Annotated in this window: 22 protein-coding genes; 10 read left to right on the forward strand and 12 right to left on the reverse strand. The window is 60.1% G+C overall.

Annotation, left to right across the window (positions count from 1 at the left end):
* Window positions 1-37 precede the first annotated feature (37 nt).
* Both prpB and ACZ89E_RS13335 read right to left on the reverse strand, forming a co-directional pair.
* Complete coding sequence (gene prpB, locus ACZ89E_RS13330) at window positions 38-928, reverse strand: methylisocitrate lyase (RefSeq protein ID WP_008146328.1); 891 nt, start codon at window positions 926-928, stop codon at window positions 38-40.
* The gene (locus ACZ89E_RS13335; RefSeq protein ID WP_178117484.1) at window positions 925-1,644 is read right to left on the reverse strand and encodes a GntR family transcriptional regulator; all 720 of its coding nucleotides are present in this window, start codon (window positions 1,642-1,644) and stop codon (window positions 925-927) included. Before ACZ89E_RS13335 ends, prpB begins: the two co-directional genes overlap by 4 nt.
* 307 nt (window positions 1,645-1,951) lie before the next feature.
* Here ACZ89E_RS13335 and rloA point away from each other — a divergent pair, with 307 nt between their 5' ends.
* From rloA to pabB, 4 genes are all read left to right on the forward strand, one after another.
* Complete coding sequence (rloA, locus tag ACZ89E_RS13340; protein WP_149656854.1) at window positions 1,952-2,488, forward strand: retropepsin-like aspartic peptidase RloA; 537 nt, start codon at window positions 1,952-1,954, stop codon at window positions 2,486-2,488.
* Entirely contained in the window at window positions 2,475-4,028 is a 1,554-nt protein-coding gene (gene rloB, locus ACZ89E_RS13345) for an osmotic stress tolerance membrane protein RloB (RefSeq protein ID WP_476257053.1), read from the forward strand. The genes rloA and rloB overlap by 14 nt, the downstream gene beginning before the upstream one ends.
* Complete coding sequence (locus ACZ89E_RS13350; protein WP_463259858.1) at window positions 4,028-5,014, forward strand: alpha-L-glutamate ligase-like protein; 987 nt, start codon at window positions 4,028-4,030, stop codon at window positions 5,012-5,014. Before rloB ends, ACZ89E_RS13350 begins: the two co-directional genes overlap by 1 nt.
* 249 nt (window positions 5,015-5,263) lie before the next feature.
* Entirely contained in the window at window positions 5,264-6,601 is a 1,338-nt protein-coding gene (gene pabB, locus ACZ89E_RS13355; RefSeq protein ID WP_476255840.1) for an aminodeoxychorismate synthase component I, read from the forward strand.
* A gap of 45 nt (window positions 6,602-6,646) precedes the next feature.
* Here the strand turns inward: pabB and thrH are convergent, their stop codons facing one another.
* Window positions 6,647-7,264 carry a bifunctional phosphoserine phosphatase/homoserine phosphotransferase ThrH gene (gene thrH, locus ACZ89E_RS13360; protein ID WP_123512105.1) on the reverse strand — a complete coding sequence of 206 codons (618 nt, stop codon included), beginning with the start codon at window positions 7,262-7,264 and terminating at the stop codon, window positions 6,647-6,649.
* Window positions 7,265-7,437: 173 nt separating this feature from the next.
* On the opposite strand from thrH, the gene ACZ89E_RS13365 reads away from it, so the two are divergent.
* The 3 genes from ACZ89E_RS13365 (at window position 7,438) to ACZ89E_RS13375 (ending at window position 10,979) form a co-directional block, all read left to right on the forward strand.
* Window positions 7,438-8,178, forward strand: a complete 741-nt coding sequence (locus ACZ89E_RS13365; RefSeq protein ID WP_008042297.1) for a phosphoadenylyl-sulfate reductase — start codon at window positions 7,438-7,440, stop codon at window positions 8,176-8,178.
* Window positions 8,179-8,650: 472 nt separating this feature from the next.
* On the forward strand, window positions 8,651-10,192 hold the full coding sequence (locus ACZ89E_RS13370) for an NCS1 family nucleobase:cation symporter-1 (RefSeq protein ID WP_149656858.1): 1,542 nt from the start codon (window positions 8,651-8,653) through the stop codon (window positions 10,190-10,192).
* 58 nt (window positions 10,193-10,250) lie between these two features.
* Complete coding sequence (locus ACZ89E_RS13375; protein ID WP_123403223.1) at window positions 10,251-10,979, forward strand: aspartate/glutamate racemase family protein; 729 nt, start codon at window positions 10,251-10,253, stop codon at window positions 10,977-10,979.
* A gap of 108 nt (window positions 10,980-11,087) precedes the next feature.
* Here ACZ89E_RS13375 and ACZ89E_RS13380 read toward each other — a convergent pair whose 3' ends face one another.
* The gene (locus ACZ89E_RS13380; RefSeq protein WP_149656859.1) at window positions 11,088-12,011 is read right to left on the reverse strand and encodes a LysR family transcriptional regulator; all 924 of its coding nucleotides are present in this window, start codon (window positions 12,009-12,011) and stop codon (window positions 11,088-11,090) included.
* A gap of 126 nt (window positions 12,012-12,137) precedes the next feature.
* On the opposite strand from ACZ89E_RS13380, the gene ACZ89E_RS13385 reads away from it, so the two are divergent.
* Entirely contained in the window at window positions 12,138-12,884 is a 747-nt protein-coding gene (locus tag ACZ89E_RS13385) for a 3-oxoacyl-ACP reductase family protein (RefSeq protein WP_149656860.1), read from the forward strand.
* A 64-nt stretch (window positions 12,885-12,948) separates the two neighbouring features.
* Here ACZ89E_RS13385 and ACZ89E_RS13390 read toward each other — a convergent pair whose 3' ends face one another.
* Window positions 12,949-13,644 carry an HAD-IA family hydrolase gene (locus ACZ89E_RS13390; protein ID WP_149656861.1) on the reverse strand — a complete coding sequence of 232 codons (696 nt, stop codon included), beginning with the start codon at window positions 13,642-13,644 and terminating at the stop codon, window positions 12,949-12,951.
* Window positions 13,645-13,905: 261 nt separating this feature from the next.
* Between ACZ89E_RS13390 and ACZ89E_RS13395 the strand changes: the two genes are divergently transcribed.
* Both ACZ89E_RS13395 and ACZ89E_RS13400 read left to right on the forward strand, forming a co-directional pair.
* Window positions 13,906-18,705, forward strand: a complete 4,800-nt coding sequence (locus ACZ89E_RS13395) for an RHS repeat-associated core domain-containing protein (protein WP_476255841.1) — start codon at window positions 13,906-13,908, stop codon at window positions 18,703-18,705.
* Window positions 18,702-19,127: a DUF6896 domain-containing protein gene (locus tag ACZ89E_RS13400; protein ID WP_476255842.1), complete on the forward strand. Its 426-nt coding sequence runs from the start codon at window positions 18,702-18,704 to the stop codon at window positions 19,125-19,127. The genes ACZ89E_RS13395 and ACZ89E_RS13400 overlap by 4 nt, the downstream gene beginning before the upstream one ends.
* Window positions 19,128-19,192: 65 nt before the next feature.
* Here ACZ89E_RS13400 and ACZ89E_RS13405 read toward each other — a convergent pair whose 3' ends face one another.
* The 7 genes from ACZ89E_RS13405 to ACZ89E_RS13435 all read right to left on the reverse strand — a co-directional run bounded on the left by ACZ89E_RS13405 (window position 19,193) and on the right by ACZ89E_RS13435 (window position 22,783).
* Entirely contained in the window at window positions 19,193-19,411 is a 219-nt protein-coding gene (locus ACZ89E_RS13405) for a hypothetical protein (protein WP_476255843.1), read from the reverse strand.
* 86 nt (window positions 19,412-19,497) lie between these two features.
* Complete coding sequence (locus tag ACZ89E_RS13410; protein WP_178128970.1) at window positions 19,498-19,659, reverse strand: hypothetical protein; 162 nt, start codon at window positions 19,657-19,659, stop codon at window positions 19,498-19,500.
* Between the two features lie 129 nt (window positions 19,660-19,788).
* Window positions 19,789-20,211, reverse strand: coding sequence for a hypothetical protein (locus ACZ89E_RS13415; protein WP_133836673.1), 423 nt, complete (start codon window positions 20,209-20,211; stop codon window positions 19,789-19,791).
* 169 nt (window positions 20,212-20,380) lie between these two features.
* Window positions 20,381-20,752, reverse strand: a complete 372-nt coding sequence (locus ACZ89E_RS13420; RefSeq protein ID WP_463259851.1) for a bacteriocin — start codon at window positions 20,750-20,752, stop codon at window positions 20,381-20,383.
* Between the two features lie 324 nt (window positions 20,753-21,076).
* Window positions 21,077-21,265 carry a hypothetical protein gene (locus tag ACZ89E_RS13425; protein ID WP_123403202.1) on the reverse strand — a complete coding sequence of 63 codons (189 nt, stop codon included), beginning with the start codon at window positions 21,263-21,265 and terminating at the stop codon, window positions 21,077-21,079.
* Between the two features lie 296 nt (window positions 21,266-21,561).
* The gene (locus tag ACZ89E_RS13430) at window positions 21,562-21,882 is read right to left on the reverse strand and encodes a YbjQ family protein (protein WP_476255844.1); all 321 of its coding nucleotides are present in this window, start codon (window positions 21,880-21,882) and stop codon (window positions 21,562-21,564) included.
* Between the two features lie 187 nt (window positions 21,883-22,069).
* Window positions 22,070-22,783, reverse strand: coding sequence for a phosphocholine cytidylyltransferase family protein (locus tag ACZ89E_RS13435; RefSeq protein WP_476255845.1), 714 nt, complete (start codon window positions 22,781-22,783; stop codon window positions 22,070-22,072).
* Window positions 22,784-22,796 lie beyond the last annotated feature (13 nt).

Consider the following 22,796-nt stretch of genomic DNA (forward strand, 5'->3'; position numbering starts at 1 on the left):
TTTTCGCGAGCCAGCTTTGCTCCTACGGGGGTCATCGTTACTTTTTGGCGGCAAACAACGCATCGAGCTTCTGCTCGAAGGTGTGGTAGTCGATGCGATCGTAAAGCTCCATGCGGGTTTGCATGGTGTCGATCACGTTCTGTTGCGTGCCGTCGCGGCGGATCGCGGTGTAGACGTTTTCCGCTGCCTTGTTCATCGCGCGGAACGCCGACAATGGGTATAGCACCAGCGACACGTCGGCAGCGGCGAGTTGCTCGGTGGTGTACAGCGGCGTCGCGCCGAATTCGGTGATATTGGCCAGGATCGGCGCTTTCACGCGACTGGCGAACAGCTTGTACATGTCCAGTTCGGTGATGGCTTCCGGGAAGATCATGTCGGCGCCAGCCTCGATGCACGCGGCGGCGCGATCCAGCGCGGATTCCAGGCCTTCCACGGCCAGGGCGTCGGTGCGGGCCATGATCACGAAGCTGTCGTCGGTGCGGGCATCGACGGCGGCTTTGATGCGGTCGACCATTTCCTGCAACGACACGATTTCTTTATTCGGGCGGTGACCGCAGCGCTTGGCGCCGACCTGGTCTTCGATGTGAATCGCCGCCGCGCCGAACTTGATCATCGACTTGACGGTGCGCGCCACGTTGAACGCCGAGGAACCGAAACCGGTGTCCACGTCCACCAGCAGCGGCAGGTCGCAAACGTCAGTGATGCGGCGCACGTCGGTCAGCACGTCATCCAGACCGGTGATGCCCAGATCCGGCACACCGAGGGAGCCGGCAGCCACCCCGCCACCCGACAGGTAAATCGCCTTGAAACCGGCGCGCTTGGCCAGCAGCGCGTGGTTGGCGTTGATCGCGCCGACCACTTGCAGCGGATGTTCGCTGGCGACCGCATCGCGGAAACGCTGGCCTGGAGTGCTCTTGTTCGAACTCATGACTCACCTCGTTCAGTGGCTGTCTTATTGGCGCCGTCCTGGTAGTGACGGGCGATATTGCGTTTGGAGGCGCCGATGTGGCGGCGCATCAACAACTCGGCCAGCTCACCGTCACGGTCGGCAATGGCGTCGAGAATCCGGTGGTGCTCGGCAAAGGCCTGGCGCGGGCGATTGGGTGTGGTGGAAAACTGGATGCGGTACATGCGCACCAATTGATACAGCTCGCCGCAGAGCATCTGGGTCAGGGTGCGGTTGCCGCTGCCCTGGATGATCCGGTAATGAAAGTCGAAATCGCCTTCCTGCTGGTAGTAGCCGACACCGGCCTGGAACGCCGCGTCCCGTTCGTGGGTTTCGAGAACCCGGCGCAGTTCGTCGATTTCTTCGACGGTCATGCGCTCGGCGGCCAGGCGACAGGCCATGCCTTCCAGGGATTCGCGGATTTCGTAGAGTTCCAGCAACTCGGCGTGGCTCAGTGAAACCACCCGCGCACCGACGTGCGGTATGCGCACCAGCAGGCGCTGGCCTTCCAGGCGATGGATCGCTTCGCGCAACGGCCCGCGGCTGATGCCGTAGGTGCGTGCCAGCTCCGGCTCGGAAATCTTGCTGCCCGGGGCGATCTCGCCTTTGACGATGGCCGCCTGGATGCGCCGGAAGACATTCTCGGAAAGCGTTTCCGAATCGTCCTGCGTGATCACCGGGGGATCGAGTTGATCCAGCATATTGTCGACACCTTGTGAGCCAATGCGGCAAAAACTAGCGAATACAGGCCGTATAGTCAAAGGATAAATAGGTATTGTCGACAATCGTCTAATAACCGCTTGCACCATAACGAAGCAGGCCCACGGTTTATAGCCTCCTGCCAGCGGTGGCGCCATAAAACCACCGTGCTAGAATGCCGCCCGCATTTGCTTGTCATCTGCATCTGCACGGCTTGTCATAAATAGCTGATAGGCATACGAGGGAGCTTGCGCAGTGATGCCAGGGCCTTGAACCGAAGTACGGACCGCTGCGCACCCAGGATTTATGAGACTCAAGCCCTTTTCCACATTCCTTTATTTCCTGTTCCTGCCCGGCGTCGCCGCCGCGGGGGAAAAGACCGTGTACGGCCTCAACGAGTACGCCTCGCTGAATGGCATTGACCTGGAAGTCGCCGCCAAACTCGACACCGGGGCGAAAACCGCTTCCTTAAGTGCACGGGACATCAAGCGCTTCAAACGCAATGGCGAGTCCTGGGTGCGCTTCTACCTGGCGATCGACGCCGCGCATTCGCACCCGATCGAACGACCGCTGGCTCGGGTCAGCAAGATCAAGCGCCGAGCCGGTGACTACGACCCGGAAGAAGGCAAGAAATACACGGCCCGCCCGGTGATCGAGCTGGATATCTGCATGGGCACGGCGTTGCGCAGCATCGAAGTGAACCTCACCGACCGCAGCGCCTTCCAATACCCGCTCCTGATCGGCTCCGAGGCGCTCAAACGCTTCGATGCGCTGGTCGACCCCAGTCTTAAATACGCTGCTGGCAAACCCGCCTGCGCCACCGACGCTCATACCGCAGAGTAATTCCGAATGCGCTCCTCTTAACCTCCACCTGAAAATCCTCATCGCCATCCTGGTGGTGCTGGGCATTTCAGTTACGGCCTACCAGATCTTCGTGCTCGGCATCCCCGTGACCGAGGACGCCACGGACGACTTGTGGAACATCGACGCCAAGGTCGAGTTCGTCGCCAGTGCCAAGGACCCGGTCAAGATCCAGATGTTCGTGCCGCCCCTGAGCCGCGACTATGTGAGCCTGAACGAAAGCTTCATTTCCAATAACTACGGCGTGGCGGTGAACCGCGTCGACGGCAACCGCAAGGTCACCTGGTCGGCCCGTCGCGCCAAGGGCAACCAGACCCTGTATTACCGTCTGGTGCTGACCAAGCGCTACAGCGGCGAAAAATCCAAGATCAAAGGCCCGACCTTCCGCGACAGCATCGCCGTCGAAGGCGCGGAGAAAGTCGCCGCCGAAGCCCTGCTCGCCCCGATCCGCCAACACTCGGCCGACGTCGAAACCTTCGTCGGCGAAGCGATCAAGCGCGTCAACAATCTCAACGACGACAACGTGAAGCTGTTGCTCGGCGGCGATCCGTCGACTGCGAACAAAGCCCGGATCGTCGAACTGGTGCTGTCCATTGCCCACGTGCCGGTGGAGAAGGTCCACACCGTCCGTCTGGTGGCCGACCAACCGCAAGTCCCTGAACTCTGGCTGCGCAGTTTCAACGGCACCGACTGGCTGTACTTCAACCCGGAAACCGGTGAACAAGGCATGCCGACCGACCGCCTGCTGTGGTGGACCGGCGATGAAAACCTGATCACCGTCGATGGCGGCAAGAAAGCCAACGTGACGTTCAGCCTGAACAACAGCGAAATGAACGCCATTCGCCTGGCCAAGCTGACCGACGAAAACACCGACGCCAACTTCCTCGAATACTCGCTGTACGGCCTGCCGCTGCAAACCCAGCAGACCTTCATGATCATGGTGATGATCCCGATTGGCGTGCTGGTGATCCTGATCCTGCGCAACCTGATCGGCCTGCAGACCCTCGGCACCTTCACGCCAGTGCTGATCGCCCTGGCCTTCCGCGAGACGCAGCTGGGCTTCGGGATTGTGCTGTTTACGATCATCACGGCGCTGGGGCTGTCGCTGCGTTCTTACCTTGAGCACTTGAAGCTGCAAATGCTGCCGAGGCTGTCGGTGGTGCTGACCTTTGTCGTGGTGCTGATCGCGGCGATCAGCCTGTTCAGCCACAAACTCGGCCTGGAGCGCGGGTTGTCGGTGGCGCTGTTCCCGATGGTGATTCTGACCATGACCATCGAACGCCTGTCGATCACCTGGGAAGAACGCGGTGCCGGCCATGCCATGAAGGTGGCGATCGGTACGCTGTTCGCCGCGTCCCTGGCGCACCTGATCATGAGCGTGCCGGAGTTGGTGTACTTCGTGTTCACCTTCCCGGCGATCCTGTTGATCCTGGTGGGCTTCATGCTGGCCATGGGTCGCTATCGCGGCTACCGTTTGACCGAGCTGATCCGCTTCAAAGCGTTCCTCAAGGCTGACTCGTAATGTTCGGTTTCTGGAAGACCTGGAAGGCCCTGGAAGCCCGGGGCATCATGGGGATCAATCGGCGTAACGCGGACTACGTGCTCAAGTACAACAAGCGCAGCCTGTACCCGATTGTCGATGACAAGATCATCACCAAGGAGCGCGCGCTGGCCGCCGGCATCAACGTGCCGGAGCTGTACGGGATCATCTCCACCGAGAAAGAAATCGACAACCTCGACAAGATCATTGGCGGGCGCAGCGACTTCGTAATCAAGCCGGCCCAGGGCGCGGGCGGTGACGGCATTATTGTGGTGGCCGACCGTTTCGAGGGTCGCTATCGCACGGTGTCCGGCAAGATCCTCAGCCATGAGGAACTTGAGCACCATATCTCCAGCATCCTCACCGGCCTGTATTCCCTCGGCGGCCACCGCGACCGGGCGCTGATCGAATACCGCGTGACCCCGGACCAGATCTTCAAGAGCATCAGCTACGAAGGCGTGCCGGACATCCGCATCATCGTGTTGATGGGCTACCCGGTGATGGCCATGCTGCGCTTGCCGACCCGTCAGTCCGGCGGCAAGGCCAACCTGCACCAGGGCGCCATCGGCGTCGGTGTCGACCTGGCCACCGGCCTGACCCTGCGCGGCACCTGGCTGAACAACATCATCACCAAACACCCGGACACCACCAACGCCGTGGATGGCGTGCAACTGCCCTACTGGGACGGTTTCATGAAACTCGCCGCCGGCTGCTATGAGTTGTGCGGGCTGGGTTACATCGGCGTGGACATGGTGCTCGACCAGGAGAAAGGGCCGCTGATTCTTGAGCTCAACGCCCGGCCGGGGTTGAACATCCAGATTGCCAATGATTGTGGGCTGACGTTGCGCACCCATGCGGTCGAGGCGCGGCTGGAAGAATTGAAGGCCCGTGGGATTGTCGAAACCGTGCAGCAGCGGGTGGAGTTTGTGCAGCAGATGTTTGGGCATATTCCGCCGGTTGAGGGCTAGCCGCTGTGGCGAGGGGGCTTGCCCCCGTTGGGCTGCGAAGCGGCCCCAAAACCATTCATCTCGATAGTGTCAGGCAGACCGCATCAGCCGATTTTACGACTGCTGCGCAGCCGAACGGGGGCAAGCCCCCTCGCCACAGGTCTCTTGCCAGCGGCCACCCACCTGCCAATCCCCGACATCCCCTCTAGGAGCAAGTCCTGCAGAGGACTACAATCGCCACCCCGCCACGATGGCTGATCCGCACCGCCCATGTTGACCTGTTCCGTACACCCGCTCCCCTATCGCGCCAACCCCGCCGAGTACTTCGCGGCGATCCGTCATGCCCCCGGTGCCGTGCTGCTCGACAGTGGCCGACCGACGGCCGATCGCGGGCGCTTTGATGTGCTCAGCGCCTGGCCGCTGGAGCAACTGGCCGTGCTGCCACAGGAAAGCGGTGCCGATTTCCTGCAACGTCTGCGGGACAATCTGACACAACTGGGCGAAGCGTCCGTCCCGAATGAACTGCCCTTCGCCGGCGGTTTGATCGGTTACCTGAGCTACGACTTCGGCCGTCATCTGGAGCACCTGCCGCACCAGGCCCAAGACGATCTGCATTTGCCTGATGCGCGTTTCGGTGTGTATGACTGGGCGTTGATCAGCGATCACCAGCGCTTGACCAGTCAGCTGGTGTTTCACCCGACGCTGGCGGACAGTGAGCGGCAACGCTTGATCGCACTGTTTACTCAACCTGCGGCTGCACCCGTCGAGCCGTTCAAGCTGAAAGCGCCGATGAGCGCCGATCTCAGCGCCGACCAGTATCGCCAGGCCCTTGAGCGAATTCAGGAGTACATCCAGGCCGGCGACTGCTATCAGGTCAACTTCGCCCAGCGCTTTCGCGCGCAATGCGAAGGCGACCCATGGGCCGCCTATTGCGCCCTGCGAGCCGCCTGCCCGACGCCGTTTTCCGGGTTCCAGAGCCTGCCCGATGGCGGCGCAGTCCTGAGCCTGTCGCCGGAGCGCTTCGTCAAAGTCAGCGAGCGCCAGGTGGAAACCCGTCCGATCAAGGGCACCCGCCCCCGCGGCCTGACCTCAGCCGAAGACGCGGCGAACGCCGCCGAACTGCTGGCCAGCCCCAAGGACCGCGCGGAAAACCTGATGATCGTCGACCTGCTGCGCAACGACCTCGGTCGCACCTGCCGTATCGGCTCGGTGCGGGTGCCGGAGTTGTTCAGCCTGGAAAGCTATCCAAACGTGCATCACCTGGTGAGCAGCGTCACCGGCGAACTGGCGGACGACAAGGACGCCCTGGACCTGATCGCCGGCAGTTTCCCCGGCGGTTCGATTACCGGCGCGCCGAAAATTCGCGCGATGCAGATCATTGATGAACTGGAGCCGACCCGTCGTGGGTTGTACTGCGGATCGTTGGTGTACCTGGACGTGCGCGGTGAGATGGACAGTTCCATCGCCATTCGCAGTTTGTTGGTCAAGGATGGGCAGGTGTGTTGCTGGGGTGGGGGCGGGATTGTTGCGGATTCAGAGTGGCAGGCCGAGTATCAGGAATCGATCACCAAGGTGAAGGTGTTGCTCGATACCCTTCAGGGCCTTTGATCGTTCCCACGCTCCGCGTGGGAACGATCACTAACAGGATTGGGTTTACAAAGTCAGGGCCCGGTTCGAGGCTTTGATAAATTCCTGCTTCAAATCCGCAAAGCTGTGCACCGCCGGGAACTGCGGAAACTCGCGAATCACATTGTCCGGCGCATGGAACAGAATCCCGGCATCGGCCTCGCCCAGCATCGTCGTGTCGTTATACGAATCCCCCGCCGCAATCACCCGGTAATAAAGGCTCTTGAAGGCCAGTACCGACTGACGCTTGGGATCTTTCTGACGTAATTGATAGCTCGTCACCCGCCCGGCATCGTCGGTAATCAGGCGGTGGCAGAGCAAGGTCGGGAAGCCCAGTTGGCGCATCAGCGGCTGGGAAAACTCGTAGAACGTGTCGGACAGGATCACCACCTGGAAGCGCTCGCGCAGCCAGTTGACGAACTCAATGGCGCCGTCCAGCGGTTGCAGCGTGGCGATCACTTCCTGGATGTCCGAGAGCTTCAGTCCATGCTCGTCGAGAATGCGCAGGCGCTGCTTCATCAGCACGTCGTAGTCGGGAATGTCCCGGGTGGTGGCCCGAAGGGATTCGATCCCGGTTTTTTCGGCGAAGGCGATCCAGATTTCCGGGACCAGCACACCTTCAAGATCCAGACAGGCAATTTCCACAAGACACTCCCATTTGTATTGATTATTGAGTCGAGCGAGCAAAAGGACTGCCGAACTCTAGCGACTCGGGCCAGCCCGCGCAACGCAGAGGGCGCGCCAAGGGCTGTGGGATTTTGTTACCATCGACGCCATATAGAGCGCCCAGCGCCACCGACCTGTAGGAAGCCGCCCTGATGAGCCCATCGTTCGATGTCGTGGAACTCGCCACGACCTATGCCAACAAATCCGCCCAGGACATCCTGAAACTCGCGTTCGCCGAGTTTGGCGATGACCTGTGGATATCTTTCAGCGGTGCCGAGGATGTGGTGCTGGTGGACATGGCCTGGAAGCTGAACAAGAACGTCAAAGTGTTCAGCCTCGACACCGGCCGCTTGCACCCCGAGACCTACCGCTTCATCGATCAGGTGCGCGAGCACTACAAGATCGACATCGAACTGGTGTCGCCGGACTACACGAAACTGGAACCGTTCGTGAAGGAAAAAGGCCTGTTCAGTTTCTACAAGGACGGCCATGGCGAATGCTGCGGCATCCGCAAGATCGAGCCGCTGCGTCGCAAGTTGTCCGGGGTCACCGCCTGGGCCACCGGCCAGCGCCGGGACCAGAGCCCGGGCACGCGCAGCGCCGTTGCCGTACTGGAAATCGACACCGCGTTCTCCACTCCCGAGCGCACCCTGTACAAGTTCAACCCACTGGCACAGATGACCAGCGAAGAGATCTGGGGTTACATCCGCATGCTCGAGCTGCCGTACAACAGCCTGCATGAGCGCGGCTTCATCAGCATCGGCTGCGAACCGTGCACCCGACCTGTGCTGCCGAACCAGCATGAGCGTGAAGGTCGCTGGTGGTGGGAAGAAGCGACGCAGAAAGAATGCGGGCTGCACGCGGGCAATATCATCAGCAAATCCAAAGCCTGAACCAGGCCTCGCGCCATCCCCCGCAGGAGCAAATGTGTACACACGAATGTCACCATAGGTGCCATTTATGTGTGCACTTTTAATTTCTACGCCCCAAAAAGTTACACCCTCCTTTCCTGACGCCCCCAGTCGCCGATTTCCACAAACCTTGCTGAAAAATAAATACCTGTTCAATCGGTCAATTTATATCGCCTTGATTTCAGCCACTTAGCGCCAGCTAATAACAAAACGAAATTAACCCTTAAATTCATAGCTCCTGAACTGGCACAGATCTGGCTTAAGTGCATACATGTTTTGTATACAATCATAATCAAAACATACACACACTTTCGATCCGCAAGCCTGAAGCGCCCTATCCCGTACAGGCTGCAGATGCCCCGTAACCAATGATGCTTATTGCCCGCGACGAAGATTTGTCGAGCCCACGCTCATGCACAGTCACCGCGACGCCAAGCCTCAGGAGCCTGCCGGAATGCGTACTAGCCTCTCCAATAACAACATCGCGCTGGATCTGCCCTCCTCTCAACCTGCCCTCAACGATCACGATCAAACGCTGCAAGCCCCAGTGATCCTCAGCCCGCGCCTGCACAACAAGGACCTGGCGCCGACCAAGGCCGAAGGCCGGCGCTGGGGTCGCTACAGCATCTTCGCCCTGTGGACCAATGACGTTCACAACATCGCCAACTACTCGTTTGCCATCGGCCTGTATGCGCTGGGCCTGGGCGGCTGGCAGATCCTGTTGTCCCTGGGGATCGGCGCGGCACTGGTGTATTGCTTCATGAACCTGTCCGGCTACATGGGGCAGAAAACCGGGGTGCCGTTTCCGGTGATCAGCCGGATCAGTTTCGGCATTCACGGGGCGCAAATTCCTGCACTGATCCGCGCCGTTATCGCCATCGCCTGGTTCGGGATTCAGACGTACCTGGCCTCGGTGGTGTTTCGTGTCCTGCTGACGGCGGTTCACCCCGGTTTCGCCGACTACGACCACAACTCGATCCTCGGCCTCTCGACCTTGGGCTGGATCTGTTTCGTGGCGATCTGGTTCGTGCAACTGGCGATCCTGGCGTATGGCATGGAGATGGTGCGGCGATACGAAGCGTTTGCCGGGCCGGTGATCCTGCTGACCGTCGCCTCCCTCGCCGGGTGGATGTACTTCCAGGCCGACGCGACCATCGCCTGGTCGATCCGCGAACCCCTGAGCGGTGGCGAGATGTGGCGCAACATCTTTGCCGGCGGCGCGCTGTGGCTGTCGATCTACGGCACGCTGATCCTCAACTTCTGCGACTTCGCCCGCTCCTCGCCGTGCCGCAAGACCATCAAGGTGGGAAATTTCTGGGGCCTGCCGGTGAATATTCTGGTGTTCGCCAGCATCACCGTCCTGCTCTGTGGCGCGCAATTCCAGATCAACGGCCGGATCATCGAAAGTCCGACGGAAATCATCGCCTCGATCCCGAACACCTTCTTCCTGGTCCTCGGCTGTCTGGCGTTCCTGATCGTCACCGTGGCGGTGAACATCATGGCCAACTTCGTCGCCCCGGCCTTCGTGCTCAGCAACCTGGCGCCGAAATACCTGACCTTCCGCCGCGCCGGGTTGATCAGCGCGACCATCGCCGTGCTGATCCTGCCGTGGAACCTCTACAACAGCCCGCTGGTGATCGTGTATTTCCTGTCCGGCCTCGGCGCCCTGCTCGGCCCGCTGTACGGGGTGATCATGGTCGACTACTGGCTGGTACGAAAAGGTCAGGTCAACGTGCCGCAGTTGTACAGCGAAGACCCCGATGGCGCTTATTACTACAGCCGTGGGGTCAATCTCCGCGCGGTGGCGGCGTTTATTCCTGCAGCCTTGATCGCCATCGTCCTGGCGCTGATGCCGGGCTTTCACCTCGTGTCGCCGTTCTCCTGGCTGATTGGTGCCGGGATTGCCGGGATGCTCTACCTGATCATCGCCAAACGGCAGCCGCATTACGCCGATGTCAGCGGTGAGAGCATTGCTGTGGATAACGTCAGCCATTAATCCCCCTCGCGGCCCGGCGATGTCGGGCCGCCGAACTACCCCGCTATAAGGACTTCCCATGCGAATTCTCGTGGTCAACGTCAACACCACCGAATCCATCACCCAGGCGATCGCTCGCCAGGCCCAGTCCGTGGCCGCGCCCGGCACCGAAATCATCGGCCTGACGCCGTATTTCGGTGCCGATTCCATCGAAGGCAATTTCGAAAGCTACCTGGCGGCTATCGCGGTGATGGACCGGGTCATGTCCTACGACCAGCCGTTCGACGCGGTCATCCAGGCCGGCTACGGCGAACACGGGCGCGAAGGTTTGCAGGAACTGCTCAACGTGCCGGTGGTGGACATCACCGATGCCGGCGCCAGCACGGCAATGTTCCTTGGCCATGCGTATTCGGTGGTCACGACGCTGGATCGCACCGTGCCGCTGATCGAGGATCGCCTGAAGTTGTCCGGGCTGTGGGACCGTTGCGCCTCGGTGCGGGCCAGTGGCCTGGCGGTGTTGGAGCTGGAATCCGATCCGCAACGGGCGCTGGAAGCGATTGTTCGCCAGGCGGAATTGGCGGTGCTGGAGGACAAGGCCGAGGTGATTTGCCTGGGCTGCGGCGGCATGGCCGGGCTGGACGAGCAGATTCGCCAGCGCACGGGCGTGCCGGTGGTGGATGGCGTGACGGCGGCGGTGACCATTGCCGAATCGTTGGTGCGGCTGGGGTTGTCGACGTCCAAGGTGCGGACCTATGCGACGCCGCGGCCGAAGACGATTATTGGGTGGCCGGGGCGGTTCGGGCGGTAGACCGCGTTATCGTTGTTCGCGGGCAAGCCTCGCTCCTACACGGGATTGCGTGAACCCTGTAGGAGCGAGGCTTGCCCGCGAAGGCCACACCTCGGTCTGGAACCTGGCTCAAACCGCACTAAACCGCTCCCCCAACCCCCGCTGCGCAAACTGCTCAATAATGAAATCCACAAACGCCCGGGTCTTGCCCGGCAACAATTTGTGCTCCGCGTAATAGATCGAAATGTTGCCATCGTCGACATACCAGTCCGGCAATACCCGCTGCAACGTCCCCGCCTCCAGATAACCCACGGCAAACGGCAAGCTCACCAGCGCGATGCCCAGCCCCTGCACCGCAGTGGCGCAGGCCGCTTCCGAGTCGCTCATGGTCATCCGCGCCTCGAGCACCAGCGGGCTGTGTTGCTGGGTGCGACTGGTCAACTGCCAGGAGCGCACGCGGCCGGTTTGCGGGGAACGGATCAAGATGCCGTCACACTGCTTGAGGTCGTCAGGTTCGACGATGGCATCGCGCCCGGCCAGATACTCGGCTGACGCCACCAGCACCCGGTGAGCTGGCGTCAACTTGCGCGCCACCACGCCCTGGGGCAGCTCGAAGCCGCCACCAATCGCCGCATCGAAGCCTTGGGCAATCAAGTCGACCTGGCGATTATCGAAGTGCCAGTCCGGGCTGATCGCCGGAAAGCGCCGCAAAAACTCCCCCAGCAACGGCACCACATACAGACGCCCGAACACCGTGCCCATGCTGACCTTCAGCGTACCGGCCGGGCGCCCTTCGGCGCTGGCGAGGTTAGCCACGGCGTTTTGAATGGTGTGCAGGCTGGCGCTGACTTCGCCCAGAAACAATTGACCAGCCTCGGTCAAGGTCAGGCTGCGGGTACTGCGCTGGAACAGCCGAACACCCAGCCTGGCTTCCAGTTTCGCGACGCTTTTGCCCACGGCGGCCGGGGTCAGGCTCAGGCGCCGTGCGGCTTCGGCGAAGCTGCCGACCTCGGCGCTACGCACGAAGCATTCGATACTGCTGAAGGTTTCCATGATCGCCACTATAAACTTTTGGTTTACACAGACTATCGCAATTACCGTCTACACAGACCGTAATGCGCAATCGATACTAGCCTCCATCAACCGAGACAATCTCGCCTCGGGACTTTGGAGATCGTTATGACTACTCAGAACCTCAGCGGCAAAGTGGCTTTAATCCAAGGTGGATCCCGCGGTATCGGCGCTGCCATCGTCAAACGCCTGGCCGCTGAAGGCGCCGCGGTGGCCTTCACCTACGTCAGCTCCACCGCCAAGGCCGAAGAACTGCAAAACAGCATCACCGGCAACGGCGGCAAGGCCCTCGCGATCAAGGCTGACAGCGCCGACGCCGAAGCCATTCGCAACGCCGTAACCGCCACCGTCGAAGCCTTCGGACGCCTGGACATCCTGGTCAATAACGCCGGTGTACTGGCCGTCGCACCGCTGGAAGACTTCACCCTCGAAGACTTCGACCAGACCCTGGCCATTAACGTACGCAGCGTGTTCATCGCCAGCCAGGCCGCCGCCAAACACATGACCGACGGCGGTCGCATCATCAACATCGGCAGCACCAACGCCGACCGCATGCCCTTCGCCGGTGGCGGCCCGTACGCCATGAGCAAAGCAGCGCTGGTCGGCCTGACCAAAGGCCTTTCCCGCGACCTCGGCCCGCGCGGCATCACCATCAACAACGTGCAACCGGGCCCGGTCGACACCGACATGAACCCGGCCAGCGGTGACTTCGCCGAGAGCCTGATCCCGCTGATGGCCGTGGGCCGTTATGGCAAAGCGGAAGAGATCGCCAGTTTCGTCGCCTACCTGGTCGGTCCGGAAGCGGGCTACATCACCGGGGCCAGCCTGACCATCGATGGCGGTTTCGGTGCTTGATAGCCTGAAACGCTGAAACAAAAACGCCGGCAAATCATTGCCGGCGTTTTTTCATGCCTGGTTTTCAGGCCCATTCAAGCGCCGGCAAACCACAAGCACTCGGCGTGAACGCCTTCAACGTACGAAGAATGCCATCGGCGTGGGCGTACTTTTCGTCCGCCATGGCTGCATCCGGGATCGCAATCGCGGTCATCCCCGCCGCTTTTGCTGCGGTGACGCCAAACGGCGAATCCTCGAACACCAGGCAGTCCTCGGGCGCCACACCCAGGCGCCGCGCGGCCGTGAGGAAGATATCCGGCGCCGGTTTGGCCGCGCCGACCTCTGGATCATCGGCGGTGACAATGAAGTCGAACAGCGCGAACCAGTCGCGGTGCAACGTGGTTTTCTGGCCAAACGATTGACGGGAAGAACTGGTGCCCACCGCAATCGGAATGTTGTTGGCCTTCAAGTGCCGCACCAGCTCCTCGGCCCCCGGCATCGCCAGGGCCTTGGGGAAACGCTCGCGCATCAGGGGCTCACGGATCACCAGGAATTCTTCGGCGGTGATCGGCAAGTCCAGCGCCTCGACCACATAGCGCGCCAGGTCGCCCGCGCCACGGCCGATGATGTTCTGTTTGACGCTCCAGTCGAAGGTCCGGCCATAACGCTCGGCGATCATCGACGTGACCTCGGTGTAAATGCCCTCGGTGTCCAGCAGCAAGCCATCCATGTCGAAAATCACAGCCTTGATCGGGCCCAGCGCTTTCAGTGGTGCATTCATCGCATCTGATCCGTTTTTAATGACATCCCAGGCGGCTCAGGTACGGCCAGTACTCGGATCGATTAAAGGGTTCAGCAGCATAACGAGCCCGGCCGGCATAGGGCAACGGGCAATGCCCGAAGGATGAAAAAACCTGCACGCCCGGGGTTGCTGGTGATTTAGCGATTATCCCTACAGCAAACACCTCCTTTCCTGACTTCTTTCCTCGCTGATCCTGCGCAAAGTCTCCCGTTCCAAATTGAAGCGCGCGAGTGACTGCGAATGTTCGACCCCAATGGACTCCTGGCCCTGAACAACACCATTGGACTGCTGGTGGTCGCGGCCATGAACCCGGAACGACCCGACGTCGAAACGTTGCTTGGCGAGTTTCGCCTCTGTCTGAACGACTACGAACGCTGGGCGGAAAACTTCTGGACTGGCTGGGCGCTGGATGTCGAGCAGGTCTTCAAGGTCGGCAACGACGTTCAACTCCGCGCGCCACTTGATTCCAGCAAACCGGCCAGCGCCGTCGTAACCCAGTGCCCCGCCGAAGGCCCATTGACCCTGGTGCACATGTTCGAGGCGGCGCGTTTCGTGCCCATCGGCAATACGCCGGTGATGCTCGAACCGGTGATCGCGGACCGCAACGGTGAACTGACGTTTGGCGAGCCGGTGCGCAAGACCATCGGCCCGGGCGGCATTCTCGAAGTTTCCGATTGCTCCCGGGGCCAGCGTTATCGCATCACCTTCTTTCCCGATGTTTCAGCCGAGCACATCAAGGTGCTCTACGCCTCTTATCAAGGCTTGATCGACGAGCTCGAAGGCTGGCTGCGTGCCGAGTGGACCCGTGAGTTCGAACCTTTATGGATCGAGTTCGCCAGCGCTGGCTTCCTCGATCGTTACAGCCTGTTGCAAGAGGCGGACTGGCTGGGCGTCGGGAATTCGCTGCAGGGCGTCTGGGATGACGTGAAACAGGTTTACGCCCTGCTCGCCGATCTGCAAGCCAACAGCGAAAAGCTGCTGGAGTACCTGACCCAGGCCGAACTGGACGCATTGCTTGAAGCCTCCTCGGACGCCATCGCCAATGGCCTGCTGGTGCTGAGCGATGAACCGCTGCTGTTCATTCACCTTGCGGCATTGACCAGTTGGCTGAGGATGCTGCCGCCGCAATTTGTTGCTGAGGTGGTGGCGGAAATTCGCACAGACCTGCTGATCGCTTTCCTACTGGCCAGAGTGACCGGCACCTTAGGCGTGACACTGGGTTTGAGCACCAAAGTGCTGGATAAAATCAAATCGCCACGGGCGCGGCAATGGCTGGCGGGCGCCACCTTGCGCCTGGCGGAGCTGACCACCGAATCCAGGTTTGCCACCCATGCGGGCGTGTTCAAACCGTTGGCGGTCAATGCACGCCCGGCGCCGTTGAATCCGACGCCGACGTTGCCGCTGGAGATTCGCAACGGAGAGTCGCCGGTTCTGGTGGTGAAGAACCCGGCCCCGATCGCTCGCGACAAAACCGACGCACAAACCCGAATGGTCCGGCACGAACCCCATGACGATGCGCCGGACCAGGCGAAAAACCCCAACGGTGACAGCGCCGATTGCGGGCCATTGACCTGCACCAACGGTTGCCCGGTATCGATGGTCACCGGCGAAGAACTGCTGACCCTGACCGATGGTTCTCTCGATGGGTTGCTGGCATTTGATTTCACCCGGATGTACCGCACCAGTGCAGTGGAACTGGACTGCGGGCTGGGCTGGGGCTGGAGTCATTCCCTCGCCCATCGGCTGGAAATCGATGGCGATTGCGTCATCTGGATCGACCATGAAAACCGCCGTACGACCTTTCCGTTGCCGAGTGACGAGCGACCGACGATCCATAACAGCCTGTCGCGAGCGGCAATTTATCGGGGCGATGAGCCACAGGAACTGATCGTTGCGCTGGCGGCCGAAACACCCAGGTTTTACCACTTTCATAACGGGCGGCTGACCGCGATCAGCGATGCCTATGGCAACCGGCTGCACATCACCCGTGATCGCCAGGATCGCATCCAACGCCTTGAAAACGGTGCCGGGCGCTCACTGCTGTTGCGTTACGAGCGCCGGCACCTTGTTGCCGTCGAGTATCAGACGTTTCACCCTGCCGCAGCGCTGGGTGATGCCTGGCGTACAGAACAGACGCTGATTGCCTACCGCTACGACGCTCGTCATCACCTGATCGAAGCCACCAATGCCGCTGGCGAAAGCGAACGGTATGACTACGACGACGAGCACGTGATCCTGCAGCGGCAATTAGCCGGCGGGGCGAGTTTTTTCTGGGAGTGGGAACGGTCTGGCAAGGCGGCGCGATGTGTCCGGCACCGGGCAAGCTTTTCGCAGATGGACACCACTTACATCTGGGACGACCAGGGCGGCGTCGTGGTTAAAAACGCCGACGGCAGTGAAGAAGCTTACGTCCATGACGACAAGGCGCGGCTGGTGCGGCGGGTCGAACCGAGCGGCGGTGAACACCTCAAGTCTTACGACGATAAGGGTCGGCTGATTGCCGAACAGGATCCGTTGGGGGCGATTACCCACTATCGCTACGACGAAGTCGGCCGCCTTGTGGCGCTGATTCCTCCCGAAGGCGAGCCGACGTCCTACGAGTATCGCAACGGCTTCCTGCATGCGCGGTGTCGCGGCAAGGCGGTATGGACCTACCGGCGCAATGCCCAGGGCGATGTCACCGAGGCGGTCGACCCGGACGGACAGGTCACCCATTACCACCACGATGCTCAGGGGCGGTTGCTGTCGATCCGTTATCCAGACACCAGTCGGCATGTGTTTGTCTGGAACGGTCTGGGCCAATTGGTCGAAGAAACGTTGCCGCAGGGTGGCCGGCGACAGTTTTCCTACGATGCACTGGGCCGACAGATTACCCGCCAGGACGAACATGATGCCGTGACCCGCTACCAGTGGGACGCCGTCGGCCGGCTGATCCAGACGACACTTCCTACAGGTGCCACCCGCGCGTTCAGCTACAACGCCTACGGAAAAATCACCGCCGAACGGGACGAACTCGGCCGCATCACCCATTACGAATACGCCGACGACCTGCACCTGGTCAGCCGCCGGATCAATCCAGACGGCACCCAACTGAAGTATCGCTACGACAACGTGCGACTGCTGCTGACGGAAATCGAGAACGAGTCCGGCGAAAAATATCAGCTGGACTACACGCCCAGCGGATTGATCCGACAAGAAACCGGGTTTGATGGCCGCCGCACGGCTTATGCCTATGACCTCAATGGCCATCTGCTGGAGAAAACCGAGTTCGGCGATGACGGCTCACAGCTGTTCACCGGTTACCTAAGGGATGCGACAGGCCGGTTGCTGGTCAAGGCGCTGCCTGACGGGACGACGATCGAGTATCGCTACGACAGTCTCGGCCGACTGGTCAGCGTTGATGACAGCCATGACCATCCGCTGGAGTTCGAATACGACCGGCAAGACCGGCTGATCACCGAGCACCAGGGCTGGGGCACGTTGCGTTATGGCTATGACGCCTGCGGCCAGCTCAACTACCTGCGTCTGCCCGACAGCAGCAAACTCAAGTACCACCACGCCAAGAGCGGCGCGCTGACAGCCATCGACCTCAATGGCGCACGGCTGACGTCGCATACCTTCGCGGCCGGTCGCGAACAGCACCGCCAACAGGGTCTGCTGCTCAGCGATTACCAATATGACGAGCAGGGTCGCCTGAAGGCCCACGCTGTCAGCCAACAGCGGCAAACGCTGTATCGCCGCGAATTTGCCTACAGCGCCAACGGCACTCTCGACCACATCGCCGACACCCGTCATGGCCAACGCAGCTACCACTACGACCCGCTCGACCGTCTGATTCGCGTTCGCCACTCCCGCGACCATCTGCCAGAAAGCTTCGCCCACGACCCGGCGGGCAACCTGCTGATGCAGGACCGTCCCGGCGCGGCGACCGTCAAGGGCAATCGCCTGCTGATGCAGGGCGATCGGCATTACGACTATGACGCTTTCGGCAATCTGATCCGTGAACGGCGTGGCACCGCGCAAAAACTCGTCACCGACTATCGCTATGACTGCCAGCATCGGTTGGTGGGCGTAACGACCCCGGACGGACGTTGCTCGCGTTATCGCTACGACGCCTTCGGGCGCCGTATCAGCAAAACCGTCGACGGCAAAACCACCGAGTTCTTCTGGCAAGGCGACCGGGTCGTCGCCGAAAGCAGTCGCGAGCATTACCGCAGCTACGTTTACGAACCCGGCACCTTCCGCCCCTTGGCCATGCTCGACGGCAAAGGCCCGCGCCAGGCTTGCCCGTTCTACTACCAACTCGACCACCTCGGCACCCCACAAGAACTGACCGACTACAGCGGCGAAATCGTCTGGGCCGCGCAATACACCGCCTACGGCCGCCTGACTCGTTTGAATCGCGATACCCACCAGGTGCTGGACCAGCCGTTGCGGTTTCAAGGGCAGTATTTCGATGCGGAGACCGGGCTGCACTACAACCGGCATCGGTACTACAACCCGGATGTGGGGCGGTATCTGACGCCAGATCCGATCAAGCTGGCGGGCGGACTGAACCAGTATCAGTACACGCCGAATCCGACGGGGTGGGTTGATCCGTTGGGGTTGAATGAGTGTCCGGGTGGGGATGGGTGTGAAAGGCCGACGTTTGGGGAGGAGGATCCGGCTGGGAAGGTTGGGGTTGATGAGGGGGAACCGCATCTCCCTGATGTGATTCATGGCGTAGATCCAAGAACACTAAACAGAACGCATGCCCTTTCAGGCAAAGCCTCTACAAAAAAAGTAGAAAATCTGACTCGGAGTATGCGCGGTGATGGTTTTGACGCCGTATTTCCTATCGAGGTGGCCGAACACGACGGCAAGCTTTATATACTTGACGGCCATCATCGAGCCGCAGCCGCGAGACAGACATCGACGAGCGTGATAATAAAGCTTGTGAACGATATAAAGGGACACAAAGGGGACTTGAACAATATTGACGAGGTTTTAGAGTCCGCAAACAATGTCGGATTTGACAGATTGGAGCATCGGAGAAGATGAGCTGCAGAAATGAACTCCTGGAACAGCTAATCGTCGATTTTCTTTCAAAAGTAGATAAAGCGACCGCATTGTTTGAGAAAAAATTCGGCACGCGCTGCATCTTGAGGCTCTGGCACACCAAGAAAATAGAACGATGCGGGACGGTTGTGGACAACATAACCTATGAATTACACGGAGTAGGCTGTGCTGTTTATCTGCCAGAAGCATGCATAGATTTTGACTACGGCCCGGATGGAAGAACCGATGGCTTTGATGTTTGGCGACTGTACTTGCTCGCATGTGAACTTCCACATCAGTACAAAAAATACACCGACCAGAAAGTACTAAAGTACGATTTCGAAAAGTATATTGAGATCGGAAAAGTTGAAAAAATATCGCCGTTGGATGGGCTTTACGTAATCAAAGGGAAAAAATTTATTTGATAAAAAGCCCAGCAAAACAGCTGGGCTTTGAAAGCTAAAACTGTCATCGGCCTATCTTCCACCCTTCAACTCGGCTCCCCCGACCCATCCTCCCCCGCAATATCCGGATCATCAGGGCTCGCCTCGACATCCCCTCGCGTCACATCGTCAACAGGAACCTGCTCAACCCCCGCCTCATCCTCATCATCAGGCGGACGCTGATCGCGGCTCAGGGAATCAGTAGGAGAAGGCAGCGGATATTCCGGCGTTTCATCAACATCAGCGACTTTCGGATCAGTATTCATAAAACACCTCTCGAAGGGCCTGAAAAGCAGGCCCTCGTTCATTCGAGGCAGGGGCTATGCGAGCGTTCGACCCAAGGGACGATCGGTCAGTCTTCGTCTGAGTCTTCCTCTTCATACTCGGTGTTGCCCACATCCCCCGCATCATCGGAGTCGTTGAGCGGCACTGTCGCATCGTCCATCAAAGAACCCGGGTCTTCGTTACCAGGATCGTTGAGTTCGTCAGCATCATCTTCGGCTTCAAGCGTCATGGCGCGCCTCACAAAGTGTCGGGAGTGTATGAAGTTCGAGGCGTCCTGCAACCAAACGTTCCAGAGTCCTACCCACAGCAACGAAAAACCCGGCGCGGGGCCGGGTTTCTGCTGTCAGTCGAGACTGACTTAGCGATGTTTGTTTCTGTGTTTATTCTTGTGTTTATGCCCGCCACCGGAATGGGAGCTGCCGCTGTCGCTGCCCAGGTTGTTGCCGACCGCACCACCCGCCGCACCGCCGAGGCCTGCGCCGATGGTCGAGCCGGTGGAGCCGCCCAGGCTATGGCCGACCACCGAACCGCCCGCCGCGCCAACGCCGCCGCCAACCGCTGCTGCCGTGCGGCTGCCCTTGGGTGCGCCGACCGCGCTGCCTGCGGCGCCGCCGACACCGGCGCCAATGGCAGCTCCGGTGCTGCCGCCCATTTGCTGGCCGACGACGTTACCCAGCGCGCCACCGAGGCCACCACCCACTGCCGAGGTGCCATCACCGGCCGCCATGGCGCCCTGAGCGACAAGAAGACCCAAAACCAACGTGGACAATGTCAAACGCATGATATGAACCTCAGAATTTCCGTATTGGAGAGCACAATGGTCTCAACTTGCTCCCACAGTACCCTGTTAACGGATAGGGCTTGTAGGAGATTGGAGGCGTATCCAAAAAAAACGTTCAGAAACGAAAAAGCCCGGCATCACACCGGGCTTCGTTTACTGATCCTCGGGATCAGTGGCGCTTGTGGCCTTTCGATAGATTGGTACCTACCGCGCCACCCGCGGCGCCACCCAGCCCGGCGCCGATAGTTGCACCAGTCTTGCCGCCCAGGCTGTGGCCGATGACCGAACCACCTGCCGCGCCGACGCCACCGCCGATGGCCGCTTTGGTACGGCTACCCTTCGGAGCGGCAATGGCACTGCCTGCCGCGCCCGCTACGCCAGCACCAATCGCCGCGCCAGTGCTGCCGCCCATGTTTTGGCCGATCACATTACCCAGCGCGCCACCCAGACCACCGCCGAGCGCGGCAGTACCTTGACCGGCAGCCATCGCACCTTGAGCAACCAAAAGCCCCAGAACCAGAGCGGGCAGTGTTAAACGCATGACGAAAACCTCAAAAATAGGGGGAAACGAAAAGGCGGAAATTGAATGCTTTAGCGAAGGCAAAGTCCAGACACAATCCGGCGCAACCGCGCTATGGGCGACGGTTGGACAGCATTTATGGAAAAGGTTTTATGACGGGCAAAAAAAAGCCCGCTGGGGTAACGGGCTGGAATATTGCTTTCTAACGGATGAGTTGAGACTACGTAGGTTCTTGTGAAAACTTTGTGAAAGAAAAATCCACGACGTCTGTAGGAAATTTCGAAACTCCACCCGCGAGAAATGAAAAACCCCGCTCAATGGCGGGGTCTGCTCTGTGAGTCACGCTTACTTCCTGGAAGGCGCTGCCACCTTGGGCAGAAACTTCGACCTCGTCGCTCGAGGCGCCGTCGATTTGATCTTGCCTGTCTTGACCTGATCCTCGCCAAAACCAGCCACATACTCCGTCTGGCCACACTGCACACAGTTGTTGATTGGAAACTCAGCCCCGTCGTCTTCGATATACGGATCCGCCATCTCTTCACCCCTTTCAAAACAGGGTCGATACCGGCAAGCCCTATTTGCCTGAAAAATATCGACCACCAAGGCTTTTGAGACTAGCCGGTCATTACTGGACTTGTGATTCAGATTGCCCTATGCCCGACGAATGGACGGTGCCGACGTCCTACAAAACACGTCCAGCAATAAACAGAAATACCCACTTGTCCCGCCGCAGGCCGATGCCCTTGTTTCTACGTAAAAAGTTCTACGTGAAAAACCAAGCGACAGCAGAAACCGGCCCGTTCACCAAGCGCACGGGCCCGTCAAAACGCTTACCTCAGCTTCACCGCCGTGCCCGTCACAAACACCACCACCATCCCGCCCTTGCCGGTCGGCATGCTGATCTCGAAATCGAGCCCCACCACCGCATCCGCCTGCAACGCCTGCGCGCGCTCCTTGATCTCGTCAGTCGCTTGAATGCGCGCTTCCTTCAATGCCCGCTCCAACGTCTGCGAACGCCCACCGAAAAAATCGCGCATCCCGGCGAACATGTCGCGGATCACGTTGACGCCCTGCACCGACTCGGCGCTGACGATGTCCAGGTAGGCGGTGATTTGCCGGCCTTCGATGGTGTGGGTAGTGGTGGTGATCATGGGGTTTTCTTCTTCATCGAGACACACGTGGGCGTCAGGTAAATGGAGGGCTAAAAAAAGCCCATTCAGTCGCTGGGCGCGGGAATTACCGACGCGATGCGGGGGGGAAGCCCTGAACGTCGATTCCGTTCGAAGGTTCGGCTGTTATAACAGGCGAACCGCCATTCGCCTGCCCCGGTCATCTCGATTATTGATACACAAACAGATCTTCAGCGGAGTCCACCTCGCCCCACTCGCCTGTGTACGCAACGGCGTGGATCGCCACCCGTCCCGCCCCGATCACTTGCTGCAGCGTGTGGGTCATGTGCACTTTGTCGCACTGTTCGGGGGTCAACGCCGAGCGCAACCGAACGACGTCTGCCCAGCCTTCAGGCGTGAAGCGCAAGAGCCCCATGTATTGGCCCTGGATATCATCGACTGATGTGGGTTTATTGCCGATTTCCGCCAGGGTGCCGGCATCCGTCAGGCGAAAGGTTTCGGCATCGAGCAAAGGATCACCAAATCGCTCAGTCCACAGCGCCAGCCAGTTCGGGTCATAGGTCACCGCCAGGGAAGCCTTGCAGGTCATCAACGACTGCACCGCGACGGGACTATAGAAGATGTCGGAATAGCTGACGATGCACGGTTCCTGTTCCAACCATGCCTCAGCACAGGCCAGCGACGACACCATGTTGGTGTCCGCCCAGCGCGGGTTATGAAACTCGACCAATCCCTGATTGGCCAACAACTCGCGCTTGTAGCCCGTCACGATAGCGATCTCGCTGATGCCGGCACCGCGCAGCGCCTCAAGTTGCCACTCCAGGAGTGTCTTGCCCCGCAACTCGACCATGCATTTGGGACGCTCATCCGTGAGGCTTTTCATGCGGCTGCCACGTCCGGCAGCCAGGATAATGGCTTTCACAACCGTTCTACCT

The sequence above is a fragment of the Pseudomonas sp. TE3899 genome, assembly GCF_056279105.1.